This window comes from Kitasatospora sp. NPDC101155, assembly GCF_044768305.1.
GTDB lineage: Bacteria > Actinomycetota > Actinomycetes > Streptomycetales > Streptomycetaceae > Kitasatospora.
Genome location: NZ_JBIWPN010000014.1, coordinates 35395 through 48181 on the forward strand (window position 1 = coordinate 35395; position 12787 = coordinate 48181).

At 74.6% G+C, this 12787-nt stretch carries 12 protein-coding genes; 3 read left to right on the forward strand and 9 right to left on the reverse strand.

What is annotated here, in order from left to right; translation table 11 throughout:
• Positions 1 to 131: 131 nt before the first annotated feature.
• The 6 genes from ACIRYZ_RS21990 to ACIRYZ_RS22015 all read right to left on the reverse strand — a co-directional run bounded on the left by ACIRYZ_RS21990 (position 132) and on the right by ACIRYZ_RS22015 (position 6398).
• Entirely contained in the window at positions 132 to 398 is a 267-nt protein-coding gene (locus ACIRYZ_RS21990; RefSeq protein WP_402946928.1) for a metal-sensitive transcriptional regulator, read from the reverse strand.
• A gap of 151 nt (positions 399 to 549) precedes the next feature.
• Positions 550 to 897: a PRC-barrel domain-containing protein gene (locus tag ACIRYZ_RS21995; protein ID WP_402946517.1), complete on the reverse strand. Its 348-nt coding sequence runs from the start codon at positions 895 to 897 to the stop codon at positions 550 to 552.
• Positions 898 to 1038: 141 nt separating this feature from the next.
• Entirely contained in the window at positions 1039 to 1686 is a 648-nt protein-coding gene (locus ACIRYZ_RS22000) for a hypothetical protein (RefSeq protein WP_402946519.1), read from the reverse strand.
• 170 nt (positions 1687 to 1856) lie between these two features.
• On the reverse strand, positions 1857 to 2531 hold the full coding sequence (locus tag ACIRYZ_RS22005) for a response regulator (RefSeq protein ID WP_402946521.1): 675 nt from the start codon (positions 2529 to 2531) through the stop codon (positions 1857 to 1859).
• Positions 2528 to 4060 carry a sensor histidine kinase gene (locus ACIRYZ_RS22010; protein ID WP_402946523.1) on the reverse strand — a complete coding sequence of 511 codons (1533 nt, stop codon included), beginning with the start codon at positions 4058 to 4060 and terminating at the stop codon, positions 2528 to 2530. The genes ACIRYZ_RS22005 and ACIRYZ_RS22010 overlap by 4 nt, the downstream gene beginning before the upstream one ends.
• 124 nt (positions 4061 to 4184) lie before the next feature.
• Positions 4185 to 6398: an MMPL family transporter gene (locus tag ACIRYZ_RS22015; protein WP_402946525.1), complete on the reverse strand. Its 2214-nt coding sequence runs from the start codon at positions 6396 to 6398 to the stop codon at positions 4185 to 4187.
• A 403-nt stretch (positions 6399 to 6801) separates the two neighbouring features.
• Here ACIRYZ_RS22015 and ACIRYZ_RS22020 point away from each other — a divergent pair, with 403 nt between their 5' ends.
• Genes ACIRYZ_RS22020 through ACIRYZ_RS22030 form a run of 3 tightly spaced genes read left to right on the forward strand, consistent with a single transcriptional unit; the run spans position 6802 to position 9986 of the window.
• Complete coding sequence (locus ACIRYZ_RS22020) at positions 6802 to 7926, forward strand: DegT/DnrJ/EryC1/StrS family aminotransferase (protein WP_402946527.1); 1125 nt, start codon at positions 6802 to 6804, stop codon at positions 7924 to 7926.
• A 22-nt stretch (positions 7927 to 7948) separates the two neighbouring features.
• The gene (locus ACIRYZ_RS22025) at positions 7949 to 8893 is read left to right on the forward strand and encodes an NAD-dependent epimerase/dehydratase family protein (RefSeq protein WP_402946529.1); all 945 of its coding nucleotides are present in this window, start codon (positions 7949 to 7951) and stop codon (positions 8891 to 8893) included.
• 13 nt (positions 8894 to 8906) lie between these two features.
• Positions 8907 to 9986, forward strand: coding sequence for a hypothetical protein (locus ACIRYZ_RS22030; RefSeq protein WP_402946531.1), 1080 nt, complete (start codon positions 8907 to 8909; stop codon positions 9984 to 9986).
• Positions 9987 to 10059: 73 nt separating this feature from the next.
• Here the strand turns inward: ACIRYZ_RS22030 and ACIRYZ_RS22035 are convergent, their stop codons facing one another.
• The 3 genes from ACIRYZ_RS22035 to ACIRYZ_RS22045 form a co-directional block, all read right to left on the reverse strand.
• Positions 10060 to 10803 carry a polysaccharide deacetylase family protein gene (locus tag ACIRYZ_RS22035; RefSeq protein ID WP_402946533.1) on the reverse strand — a complete coding sequence of 248 codons (744 nt, stop codon included), beginning with the start codon at positions 10801 to 10803 and terminating at the stop codon, positions 10060 to 10062.
• Entirely contained in the window at positions 10800 to 11588 is a 789-nt protein-coding gene (locus ACIRYZ_RS22040; RefSeq protein WP_402946535.1) for an SDR family NAD(P)-dependent oxidoreductase, read from the reverse strand. Before ACIRYZ_RS22040 ends, ACIRYZ_RS22035 begins: the two co-directional genes overlap by 4 nt.
• A 79-nt stretch (positions 11589 to 11667) precedes the next feature.
• Entirely contained in the window at positions 11668 to 12555 is an 888-nt protein-coding gene (locus ACIRYZ_RS22045; RefSeq protein ID WP_402946537.1) for a hypothetical protein, read from the reverse strand.
• Between the last annotated feature and the right edge of the window lie 232 nt (positions 12556 to 12787).

Here is a 12787-nt window from a genome sequence, read left to right on the forward strand (position 1 = left end):
GGGGGGGTCGGGACCGCGGGGCCCCACCCTCCGGCGGGGCCGCCCCTGGGCTGGGGGGGGGGCCCCGCCGCCGTCCCCGCCGCCCCCCCTCCGGGCTGTCGGCAGTACCGCCGACCGGAACTCGGACCGGCTCAGGCCAGGGCGAGGAACAGCTTCTCCAGCTCGGCCTCGCTCATCGGCGGGGTGCCCTCGTCGGCGGCGGCCATGCACTGGCGCATCCCGCTCGCGACGATCTTGAACCCCGCCCGGTCGAGGGCGCGCGAGACGGCGGCGAGCTGGGTGACCACGTCCTTGCAGTCCCGACCCGCCTCGATCATCGCGATCACCCCGGCCAACTGGCCCTGGGCGCGACGCAGTCGGTTCAGGACCGCTCCGACCGCCTCCTCGTCCACCTGCATGTCCGGGCCGCCTTTCCCATCGACTGTCAATGGACAAGTGTACCCGGTGGGGTATTCATTCCCGGATGGCCGAGCAGGCCGCCGCCGAGCTCGGCGGCGGGTGCGGCGAAGGGCTCGGCGGCGGGCTCCTACGGCAGGTCCGACGACGGGCTCAGCGACGGGCCAGGCGGCGTTCGCCTCCGGCGCCGGTGGCGTACGGCAGCTGGTAGTAGGCGAACACCTCGGGTTCGTCGGTGGCCGGCAGGATGTCGTCGGTGCCGATCGCGGGGGCCTGCCTGACCTTGTTCCTCGGGAACGGCACCCGCAGGTAGCCCGGCCCCGCGACCGCGCCCTCCAGGGGGACGAAGGCCAGGCGGCGCCGGCCCATCATGCCGACCGTGACGGTGGCGAAGAACGGCTCGTCGGTGGACGTCTCGACGTAGACCGACTCCAGCGTGCCGATCCGGTGGCCCTTCTCGTCGACCACGGCGTGGCCGCGCCACTCCCGGATGTCTGCCATAGCGATCCCCACGGCCTCGGACCTCCCGTGTCGCGGCTGCCACCGGCTGCACAGCCCGGAGCTTCCATCCTGCGCCGCGGCGGGCCCGGTGGCGCGACGAGTCGGACGTACGGGCGCGCCCGGAGCGGGCGCACCCGAAGCTCAGAGGCCGGTCTGGACCTCGACGCGGTGGCGGATGTACTCGTCCGGGTGCGACCGGGCGATCGCCACGGCCGCCTCGACCAGGGCGTGCAGTTCCATCGGGTAGGCGCGCGGCACCAGTGGGAGGCCGGGGAGGATGCAGCGGCGGACGTCGATGTCCTCGTTGGCGACGAACTCCCGCAGCGCGGCCTCGTTCCAGCTGTCCCGGACGGTCGCGCCCTCGTCGGCGGTCGCGTTGCGGCCGCCGCCGACCGACAGGGCCGTCCAGTACCAGGCCCGCGCGGCACCGGCGCGCTCCGGGTCGGTGCCGGTCTGCAGGTAGCCGAGCAGGGCCAGGCGAACCCGGCGCTGGCCGAAGGCGATCAGGGCGGGCTCGACGAAACGGCGGTTGAAGCTCGGGTTGGGGTCGTAAACCGCGGCCTCCATCAGCACCTCGAAGTACTCCTCGGGCAGCTCGGACCGCCCGGCGAGCGCCTTGTGGACCTCCCAACGGGCCGCGCCCGGATAGTCCGCACCCGGCGCGACCTCGACCCCGAGCAGGAGGAGCAGTCGAGCGAGCCGCAGCTCGAACGCCTGCGATCCGTCTTCCGCGCGTCCGGGCAACGGCTGGAGAATCCGCACCTCACCGGCCGTGTCCTTGGTTTCCACCAACATCCTCCTCATTCTGCGTCATCGGCAGACTACTCGCCGATACACCCGTTCGGAGGTCGTTTCAGGACAGATGGAATCTTGAACTGCTTCCCGAGTGCCCGTCTTGACGAGCGCTCAGGAATCGACGGCGGCGAATGACCGTAGTCGGAACCCGTGGTGACCGACAGTCAGAACGGACGGCCGGGCGGGACCAGTCCGGACTGGTAGGCGATCGCGACGAGTTGAGCACGGTCGCGGGCGTCGAGCTTGGACATCGCCCTGTGCACATGAGTACGGACGGTGAACGGACTGACGAACATCCGCTCGGCGATCTCCTCGTTGGTGAGCCCGGTGGCGGCCATGGACATCACCTCGCGCTCGCGGGCGGTCAGCACGGCGAGCCGTTCGGCGGGGGCGACGGCGGCCGGGCCGGGCTGGGCGAGGAGCTGGTCGATCACGGCCCGGGTGGCGGCGGGCGAGAGCAGGGCGTCACCGGCCGCGACGGTCCGGACGGCGGCGAGCAGTTCCTTCGGGTCGGCGCCCTTGCCGAGGAAGCCCCCGGCGCCCGCGCGCAGCGCCTGGGCCACGTACTCGTCGATCTCGAAGGTGGTGAGGATGAGCACCCTGGTGCCGGACAGCTCCTCGTCGCCGCAGATCTCGGCGGTGGCGCCGAGGCCGTCGGCGCCGGGCATCCGGACGTCCATCAGGACGATGTCGGGCTTGGTGGCCCGGGCGAGTTCCACCGCCTCCCGGCCGTCGGCGGCCTCGCCGACCACCTCCATGTCCTCCTCCGCGTCGATCAGCATCCGGAAGGCGCCGCGCAGCAGGGCCTGGTCGTCGGCGAGCAGCACGCGGATGGTCATGTGCGGTCGTTGTCCTTTCGGATGGCGCGATCTTGTCGGACGGCGCGGTCGGGGCGGGTGAAGCGGTCGGGCAGCACCGAGCAGTCCCGTCGGACGGCGGGGGCGGGTCGGGCCGGCTTGCCGGGGCGGTCCGGCTCCTCGGGCCGCGCGGCGCCGACGGGCCGGACGGCGTCCTCCGCCCGTGCGGCGCCGTCGTCGCGGGCGCCGGTGCGCAGCGGCAGCTCGGCGAGGACCAGGAAACCGCCGTCGGGCTGCCGGTCGGCGGTGAGCCGGCCGCCGACCGCGCCCGCCCGCTCGCGCATGCCGATCAGGCCGAAGCCGCTCTCGCCCGGGGCGGGCTGGGGCAGCAGGGCGGCGCGCGGGCGGCCGTTGGCGGGCGGGCGGCCGTTGGCGACGCTGACGGCAACCCGGCTGCCGCCGTAGCAGAGGGTGATCTCGGCGCCGGCGCCGTGCGCGTGCTTGGCGACGTTGGTCAGCGATTCCTGGAGGATCCGGAACGCGGTGAGGTCGACGCCGGGCGACAGCGGTCGGGACTCACCCTCGACGGTGAGCCGCACCGCCAGGCCGGCCCGCTCGAAGGTGTTGATCAGGTCGGGCAGCCGGTCGAGGCCGGGGGTGGGTTCCAGCGGGGCCGGCTCCTCGGCGCGGCGCAGCAGGCCGACGGTGGCGCGCAGCTCCTGGAGGGCGGAGCCGGTGGCGTCGGTGATGTGGCTGAGCACCTCGCGGGCCTGGACGGGGTGGGTGTCCATGAGGTGGACGGCGATGCCGGCCTGGGCGTTGGCGAGGGCGATGTGGTGGGCGACGACGTCGTGCAGGTCGCGGGCGATCCGGATCCGCTCATCGGCGACCCGGCGGCGGGCCTCCTCCTCGCGGGTGCGCTCGGCCCGTTCGGCGCGCTGCTCGATCTCGGCGAGCTGGGCCCGGCGGTTGCGGATGGAGTCACCGAGGGCGCCGGGCAGCAGGGCCCAGGCGAGGACGCTGATCCGCTCGCCGATCGGGCCGCCGGGGCCGATTGTCAGCGATATCCCGAGGAGCAGGACGGCGGTGACGATCGAGACGCGCAGGGCCGTGGAGCGGTCGGTGTGGACGGCGAGGAAGTAGAGCGCGAGCAGCAGCGGGGTGGCCAGCATCGGGGTGAGCCGGGGGCTGGTCGGAGTCAGCAGCATGGTGCAGAGCAGCGTGACGACGACCACCGCGCGCGGGTGGCGGCGGTGGAAGAACACGGCGGCGGCGGCGATCAGTGCCAGGGCGCTGGTGGCCGGGCCGACCGGGATGAAGCGCCCGCTGGTCTGGTCGACCGTGGCGCCGAGGGCGGTGATCGCGATCATGGCCGTGCCGCCGACGGCGTCGAGCAGCCGGGGGTGGTCGCGGCGCAGCCGCTGCCAGGTGTCGCTCATGGTCGTGCTCTCCGGGTCGGGGGCCCTGGCCGCACCCTCGCCGGGTGCCACCAGGTCGTGCCGCGCCGTGCCCCGGGTGGGGCGCGGTGCGCCGGTGGGGGCCGCCGCGCCGGCGGCGGCCTCAGACAGCAACGGTAACGGCTGGGGGCTCGAACCGGTGTCCGAGCCGACCGCCGCCGAACCAGGCCCCACCGCGGGGCGGGGCCTGGTCCGGACCGTGCCGGACGGCGCCGGGCGATGCCCGGTTCCGCCGGACCTAGACGGTGACCGACTCGCGGACCGGGGCCGGTTCGGGGGCGACGGTGTGCAGCTTGCTGCCCTCGACGTCGACGTCCGGCACCAGGCGGTCGAGCCAGCGCGGCAGCCACCAGGCGCGGCGGCCGAGCAGGGCGAGGACGGCCGGGACGATGGTCATCCGGACCACGAAGGCGTCGAAGGCGACGGCCGCGGCGAGCCCCAGGCCCATCATCTTGATCATCGGCTCGCTCATCCCGATGAAGCCCGCGAAGACGGAGATCATGATGAAGGCGGCGGCGGTGACCACCCGGGCGTTGTGCCGGAAGCCGGTGACGATGGCCTCACCGGGCTGCTCCCCGTGCACGAAGGCCTCGCGGATCCGGGTGACCAGGAACACCTCGTAGTCCATGGCCAGGCCGAAGACCACACCGATCATGAAGATCGGCATCATGCTCATCACCGGGCCGGTCTGCTCCACGCCGATCAGGTCGGCCATCCAGCCCCACTGGAAGACCGCGACCACGGCGCCGAGCGCGGCGGCCACCGAGAGCAGGAAGCCGAGCGCGGCCTTGAGCGGGACGAGGACGGAGCGGAAGACCACCAGCAGCAGCAGGACGGCCAGGCCGACGACCACGGCGAGGTAGGGCAGCAGCGCGTCGGTGAGCTTCTGCGAGACATCGATGTTCATCGCCGTCGTACCGCTGACCAGGACCGTCGCCCCGGTGGAGGCCTTCAGGCCGGCCGCGTGGCCCCGGATGGTGTGGACCAGGTCCTTGGTGGCAGCCTCGGCCGGACCGGTGGCCGGGATGGCGTTCAGCAGAGCGGTGTCCCCCGCCTTGTTGAACATCGGCGGCGTCACCGTGACCACGCCGGGCAGGCCGGAGACGGTCTTGGCGACCTCACCCGCGGCGGCCTTCGGGTCCGCGGTGCCCTTGACGTCCACCAGGACTGTCAGCGGGCCGTTGAAGCCGGGACCGAAGCCCTCGGACAGCAGGTCGTAGGCGCGGCGCTGGGTGGTGGAGGTGGGCTTGGCCTCGTCGCCGGGCAGACCGAGCCGCAGGTCGAGCGCGGGGGCCGCGAGCACGCCGAGGCCGATCACGCCGAGCACCAGCACCGCGAGCGGGCGGCGCAGCACGAAGCGGGCCCAGCGGGCGCCGCCGTTCTCCTTCGCCCCGGCCGGCTGGGCACCGCCCCCGGCCTTCTCGGCCTTGCGGACCTTGCGGGGCAGCACCTTGCGGCCGAGGAAGCCGAGCAGCGCGGGCACCAGGGTGAGCGCGACCAGCACGGCGACGACGACGGTACCGGCGGCCGCCATGCCCATCTTGGCGAGGAGCGGGATGCCGACCACGGAGAGCCCGGCGAGGGCGATCACCACGGTGAGACCGGCGAAGACCACCGCGGAGCCGGCGGTGCCGACGGCCCGGCCGGCCGCCTCCTGCGGTGTACGGCCCTCGGAGAGTTCGGCCCGGTAGCGGGAGACTATGAAGACCGCGTAGTCGATGCCGACCGCGAGGCCGAGCATCATCGCCAGCGTGCCGGTGGTCGAGGAGAGGCCCAGCGTGCTGCCGAGCGCGGTGATCAGGGACATCCCGAGGCCGACGCCGACCACGGCGGTGAGCAGCGGCAGGCCGGCGGCGACCAGCGAGCCGAAGGTGATCATCAGGACGACGGCGGACAGCGCCATGCCGATCGCCTCACTGCTGCCGCCCGCCTCGGGCTTGGCCATCAGCGCGTTGCCGCCGATCTCGACCTTGAGCCCGGCGTCCCGGCCGTGCTGGGCGGCCTGCTGGAGGGCGTCGGTGGCGCCCTTGGACAGATCGCCCGCCTTGGCGGAGTAACTGACCGTCGCGTACGCCGTGGTGCCGTCCCTGGAGACGGCGCCCTGCATCTTGAACGGGTCGACCGCGCCGGTGACCTGCTCGGCGTGGGTGAGCTCGGCGACCGTCTTCTCCACGGCCTGCTGGTTGGGCTGCGCGGTGATCTTCTGGCCCGAGGGCGCGACGAACACCAGGCGGGCCGAGGCTCCGTCGGCGTGGCCGCCGGGGAAGCGCTCGTTCATCAGGTCGAAGGCCTTCTGCGCTTCCGTGCCGGGCATCGCGAAGCCGTCGTCGGGTGCGGCGGGCGCCTTGGCCGCGAGGACTCCGCAGACCGCCAGCACGGCGACCCACAGGAGGGTCACCAGCCGGCGGCGGACGAAGGCCCATCGGCCCAGGCGGTAGAGGAACGTGGCCACGGGAGAGCGGACTCCTTCGGATTCGGGTTCGGGTTCCGGGGGGACGGGTTCACGAGGGCGGACCTGGTCCGCCCGCAGCATGACCAATCCTTGATCGCGACCCCCCGCTCCGTCGTCGTCCCTGCGCAGGCCGTTTCCGTACTGCGGACGCAGTACGGCCCTCCCCCGTACGGAGGAGCGCGCGCCTCGCGCCGGGAGTATCCGCAGGCCGGCCCGGAGGCAGCCGGGGAGCAGGGCGGTGGCCTGCGGCGGGAGCAGGCGGGGGTCACCCGGGCGGGCGGCGACGACGGGCCGGGGCCGCCCGGGCGAAGTAGCGTGATGTGCCTGGCCCGACCGTTTCCGTACGGTTCGGGCCGATCCATCCCGATCGGTGCTGACCCCAGCCCGCCGCCGGAGGTGCCCCATGGGCGTTCCAGCCGCCCGCATCGTGTTCGACGAGAACGACCGCGCGGCCGTCGCCGACGCCGTGACCGAGATGCTCACCACCGGTGCGCTCACCCTCGGCCCGTGGACCGAGCGCTTCGAGCAGGCCTTCGCCGCCGAGCACGGCGCCTCGCACGCCGTCGCGATGAGCAGCGGAACCGCGGCGCTGGAGGTGATCCTGCGCACGGTCGACGTCCGGGGCCGCGACGTGGTCGTCCCCGCCGTCACCTTCTACGCGACGGCCGGCGCGGTGGTCCACGCGGGCGGTCGCCCGGTCTTCGCGGACGTCGACCCGGCCACCCTCGCGCTCTCCCCCGAGACCCTGGCCGCCGCCCTCACCCCGGACACCGCGGCCGTCGTCCTCGTCCACATCGGCGGGCTGGTCACCCCGCAGGTGGACGCCCTGCGCGCGCTCTGCGACCAGCACGGGATCCCGCTGATCGAGGACGCCGCACACGCCCACGGCAGCAGCCTGGGCGGCCGCGCCGCCGGGACCTTCGGCCTGGCCGGGGCCTTCTCCTTCTACCCGACCAAGGTCACCACCAGCGGCGAGGGCGGCATGATCCTCACCGAGTCGCCGGAGCTGCGCGACGAGGCCAGGATCTACCGCGACCAGGGCAAGGGCTCCTTCACCACCAACCACCACGTGCTGCTCGGCTACTCCTGGCGGATGAGCGAGTTGCACGCCGCCGTCGGCGCGGTGCACCTGCGCCGGCTCAAGGAGTTCATCGAGACCCGCCGCGGCGTCGCCCGCCGCTACGACGCGGCGCTGGCCGACGTGGACGGGCTGGAGCCGGTGCTCGAACCGCCCGACTGCCGCGGCAACTACTACAAGTACGTGGCGCTGCTGGCGCCCGGCGTCGACCGCGCCGCGTTCAAGCGCGCGGTGGCCGAGGAGTACGGCGTGCGGCTGTCCGGCGAGGTGTACGACCTTCCGCTGCACCTGCAGCCGGTGCTCGCCCCCTACCGGGACGGGCCGCTGCCGGTGGCCGAGGACGTCTGCGCGCGGCAGGTCTGCCTGCCGGTGCACTCCGACATGAGCGGGGACGAGGCGGAGCTGGTGATCGAGGCCGTCTCGGCGGTGCACCGGCGGATGGCCGGGTAGCCGGAGCGAAGGGAGCAAGACCGTGCGGATAGCCGTCACCGGGGGCTGCGGGTTCATCGGCTCACACGTCGTGGACCATCTCATCGCGGCCGGCCACGAGGTCCTCGCCGTGGACACCACCGACAAGTACCTCAACCCCGAGGCCGAGCACGCCCGGATCGACGTCCTCGACCTGCCGGCCCTGACCTCCGCACTGGCCGGCAGCCAGGTGGTCTACCACCTCGCCGCGATGGCCGACGTCGAGCAGGTCTACGCCGACCCGGTCCGGGCCGTGCGCGTCAACATCGACGGCACCGAGACCGTCCTGGAGGCCGCCCGGCGCAGCGGCCTGAGCCGCACCGTCCTGGCGAGCACCGTGTGGGTCTACGGCGCCGCCCTCGCCGACGGGCAACTCGACGGCGAGGAGGAGGAGTTGGACGAGCACGTGCCGATCGAGCTGGAGCACAGCGGGCACCTGTACGTGGCCACCAAGCTCGCCGCCGAGATGCTGGTGCACAGCTACCGCGAGCTGTACGAGCAGCACTTCACCATCCTGCGCTTCGGCATCCCGTACGGCCCGAGGATGCGTGACGAGCTGGTCGTCGCCCGGTTCGTCCAGGCGGCGCTGACCGGGCGGCCGATCACCATCGCCGGGGACGGCCGGCAGAGCCGCAACTTCGTCTACGTCGAGGACCTCGCCGACGCCCACGTCCGGGCCCTCTCCCCCGCCGCCGAGGACCAGACCTTCGCCCTGGAGGGCTCGACCGCCGTCTCGGTGCGCGACATCGCCGACACCGTCGACCGATTGCTGGGACCGGTCACCATCGAGCACATCGACGGCCGCAAGGCCGACTACACCGGGCGGCGGATCTCCTCCGCGCAGGCCAAGCGGCTGCTCGGCTGGTCGCCGCGGACCAACTTCGCCGACGGCGTGCGCCGGTACGCCGACTGGTACCGCACCTCCGCCGCCGCGTCCGCCGCCGGCTGACCGGGGCCGCCCGATGCCGCACGCCCTGCTGGTCTCCGGCTCGCTCGGCCAGGGCCACGACGTGATGGCCCAGGCCTGCGCGGACACCCTGCGGGAACGCGGCTGGACCACCCGCACGGTGGACGCGATGGCCCTGCTCGGGCAACGCTCCGGCGCGGCCGGGGAGGCCGTCTTCCGGCGTCTGCTCGACCTGCCCGGGGTCTACGACGCCTTCCACTTCTCGGCGCTGCGCCCGGGCGCGCGGCTCGCCCTGCTCGCCGACGCGGCGGCCCGCGCCCGGTTGGTCCCGGCGCTGCGGGAGCTGATCACGGCGCAACGGCCGCAGCTGGTGGTCTCGGTGTTCGCCACCGCAACCTCGGCCGTCAACCGGCTGCCGCACCGGGACTTCCGGCACTTCGTGTTCTGCACGGACGTCACGCCGCACCGGCTCTGGGTGCAGGAGGGCACCGACCTCTTCCTGGTCACCTCCGAGGTCGCCGCCTGCGCGGTGCGCCGCTACCGGCCGGACGCCGACATCGCCGTGCTGCCCGCGCCGCTGCGGCAGTCGTTCTACCGGCCGCCCGACCGGGCCGGGGCGCGGGCCGAACTGGGCGTGCCGCCGCAGGCCCGGTGCGTGCTGCTGATGTCCGGTTCCTGGGGGCTCGGGCCGATCGCCCGCACCGCCGCCTCGCTCGCCGCCGCCGGGCCGTACGTGCTCGCGGTGGCCGGGCGCAACCGGGAGCTGGAGCGGCGGCTGCGGGCGGCCGCCCGCAGCCGGCCCCGGCTGCACCCCTTCGGCTACACCGACCGGGTCCCCGCGCTGATGGCGGCCTCGGACCTGGTGGTCACCAGCTCCGGCGACACCTGCAGCGAGGCCCGGGCGCTCGGGCGGCGGCTGCTGCTGCTCGACGTGGTGCAGGGCCACGGGCGGGACAACCTCCAGCACGAACTGGAGCTCGGCCACGCCGATGTCGCCACCGCCCGTCCGGCCGAGGTGGTCCGCAACGCGCTCGCGGCGCTGGGCAGGCCGGAGCCGCAGCCGTCGGCCGGGGCCTCGGCGGACGGGTGGCGCAAGGGGTTCGGGGCGGCGCTGGAGCGGGTGGGGCTGGGGTAGCCGGAGATCGGGGACGATCGCGCCGGGTCAGGCCGGTCGAACCGGTGGTGGGCGCGCCCGCCGATCGTCCCGACTAGCCCTGGCGGGAGGCAAGGGGCGGGACGGCGTGGTCGCGCAGCGGGCCGAGGGAGAGGGCGCGGTCACGGCAGTGGGCGGCGATCAGCGGGAGGGCGGCGAGGGTGGCGCGCCAGGAGTCGCGGGCGGAGGTGCAGTCGGAGTCGTGCAGCAGGAGGGTCGCTCCGCCGCTGAGACCGGGGCGGGCGGTGGCGTACACGGAGGCGCCGGTGGCCTCGGCCGTCCAGTCGCGACCCCAGGCCGTCCACAGCACGCTGCGCAGGCCGAGGCGGCGGGCGGCCAGGGCCGGGCCGGCGGTCAGCACGCCGTACGGCGGGCGGTACCAGATCGGGCGGGCACCGCACAGGTCGGTGACCGCTTCGGTGGCGCGGCGTAGTTCGCGCAGGTCGCGGGCCGGGTTCGGGTACCACTGCGGCCGGTGGTGCCAGCCGTGCACGGCGACCTCGTGGCCGCGCAGCACCAGTTCGCGGCCGAGCGCGGGGGCGCGGTCCAGCATCGCGCCGAGCAGGAAGAAGGTGGCGCGGGCGCCGAGTTCGTCCAGCGCGTCGAGGACGTACGGGGTGCTGCGCGGGTCGGGTCCGTCGTCGAAGGTCAGGGCCAGGTGGCCCGGGTCGGTGCCGTATCCGGCGGTGCGCCGGGCCAGGGTGCGGCGCACCGGCGGGAGGCGGACCGCCGCCGGGGCGAGGTGCAGGAACTCCAGGCCCGCCGCGGTGGCGAGGGCCGCGGCCACCCGGGGGTTCATCCGAAGCGGGAGGCTATCCGCCGGAACACGCCGGGTGCGACACCGTGGATCCGGGCCGGGAAGCCGAGCCAGTGCGGGACGTAGAGGCGGTCGCGCCCGGTGGTGATGGTGGCGACCACGGCGTCCGCGACCCGCTCCGCCGAGACGGGGCGCGGCCGCTCGCGCTGGTACGGAGTGCCGCGCCGGTCGAAGAACGGGGTGTCCACCGCGCCCGGCAGCACCAGGCGCACTCCGACCCCGGTGCCGCGCAGCTCGTACCAGAGGCTCTCGGCGAACATCGCCAGCCCGCCCTTGGTCGCGGCGTAGCCCGATTCCTCGCGCACGCCGACCTGACCGGCCATCGAGCCGACCAGCACGATCCGGCCGCGGCGGCGCTCCAGCATGCCGGGCAGCAGCAGCCGGACCAGGCGCAGCGGGGCGGCGAGGTTGACCTCGATCATCCGGTCCAGGGTGTCGGAGGGGGTCTCGGCGAAGGGCCCGCGCCAGCCGAGGCCGGCACTGGCGATCAGCGCGTCCACCCGGCCGGTCTCGGCGAGCGCGGCCTCGGCGAGGCGGGCCGGGCCGTCCGGCTTGCTGAGGTCCTCGGGCAGGGCGCGCCCTCCGGTGCGCTCGGCGATTGCGTCGAGGCGGGCGCGGTCGGTGCCGGAGAGCAGGGTCTGCCATCCGGCGTCGGCCAGACGTGTGGCGGTGGCGAGTCCGATGCCGGAGGAGGCCCCGGTGATCAGCGCGACGGGCCGCTCGGTCGGGCTCGACCGTCGGGCTCGGGACTGGACTTCCTCCGCCATCGTGCACCTGCCGCTCCGTGGGCGTCTTTGCCGTCCGATTTGTCCGGCATGTCACCTTCGCACGGCAGAGCCGTCCGGGCTACCGGGGCGGGACGGCGGGCTCCGCCTCGGCATCCGTCCTCCGGGTGGACAATTCGGCCGACTCGCCCTCCAGTTCGCCGAACCGGGAGAGCAGGAACGTTCCGCCGACCGCCACCGCGAAGCCCGTCAGCGCGCACCAGGCGAAGCCCGGACGCGCGGCGTCCCCCAGCGAGAGCACCCCGACCAGGGCCGGGCCGAAGGTCTCGGCCACCGTCCCGGCCGCGGTCGCGGCCGTCACGGTGCCGCGCTGCAGGGCCAGGGCGTACGCGAGGTAGCCGCCGAGGCCGCCGACCACCAGGGCATAGGCGGCCGGGTCGGTCAGCATGCCGATCGGGCCGGAGGTGTCCAGGACGCGCACGGCCAGGCTGGTGATCCCGAAGCCCACGCCCGCCAGCAGGCCGAGCCCGGCCGCCGCCGCGGTGCCCGCCCGGCGGACCAGAACCAGGGTGGCCGGCAGCATGGCGACGGTGGTGGCCAGCAGCGCCCAGTGGAAGGCCGCCGGGGCGTACTCGCGGCCCTCCCTGCCGGAACCGAGGGCCAGCAGGGTGAGGCCGACGACCACCGCGAGGATGCCCGCGACGTCGCCGGGGCGCAGTCGGGCGCCCAGCAGCCAGACGGCGGCCAGGGCGGTGACGGCCAGGCTGGCGTTGGTGACCGCCTGGACGAGGAAGAGCGGGAGGCTGCGCAGGGCGACGATGCTCAGCGCGAAGCCGAGGATGTCGAGCAGGGTGCCGACGACGAACACCCAGGACCGCAGCAGCGCGGCCAGCAGCCCCGCCCGCACCCGGTCCGCCCGCGGCGCCGAGCGCGCCCCGCGCGCCTGGAACACCGCCCCGAAGCCGAAGCAGACGGTGGCGACCAACGCGGTGGTGAGTCCCAGCAGCATGCTTCTCCCAGCCTCGCGGGCAGCATCGGTTCACCACCAGTCTGGGCCCGGGGCGGCGGGGGTGCACGGGTGAGGCGGGTGGGGGTGGTGGTCGCGCCCGCCCGGCGGGGCCGGACGTGTCCGGCGGGGGGGGCGGCGGTGCCCTGCCGTGCGACCCGGCGGGGCGTGCCACCACGGGCGGGCGACGGCCCGGCGCGCCCGGGACTGGAGCGCGGGGGACTCCCGGCCCCGG

Coding starts and splice junctions, on each gene's coding strand:
- ACIRYZ_RS21995 (WP_402946517.1), bottom strand. CDS start 897: ATGGCAGACATCCGGGAGTGGCGCGGCCACGCCGTGGTCGACGAGAAG.
- ACIRYZ_RS22005 (WP_402946521.1), bottom strand. CDS start 2,531: ATGACCATCCGCGTGCTGCTCGCCGACGACCAGGCCCTGCTGCGCGGC.
- ACIRYZ_RS22045 (WP_402946537.1), bottom strand. CDS start 12,555: ATGCTGCTGGGACTCACCACCGCGTTGGTCGCCACCGTCTGCTTCGGC.
- ACIRYZ_RS22040 (WP_402946535.1), bottom strand. CDS start 11,588: ATGGCGGAGGAAGTCCAGTCCCGAGCCCGACGGTCGAGCCCGACCGAG.
- ACIRYZ_RS22020 (WP_402946527.1), top strand. CDS start 6,802: ATGGGCGTTCCAGCCGCCCGCATCGTGTTCGACGAGAACGACCGCGCG.
- ACIRYZ_RS22030 (WP_402946531.1), top strand. CDS start 8,907: ATGCCGCACGCCCTGCTGGTCTCCGGCTCGCTCGGCCAGGGCCACGAC.
- ACIRYZ_RS22035 (WP_402946533.1), bottom strand. CDS start 10,803: ATGAACCCCCGGGTGGCCGCGGCCCTCGCCACCGCGGCGGGCCTGGAG.
- ACIRYZ_RS21990 (WP_402946928.1), bottom strand. CDS start 398: ATGCAGGTGGACGAGGAGGCGGTCGGAGCGGTCCTGAACCGACTGCGT.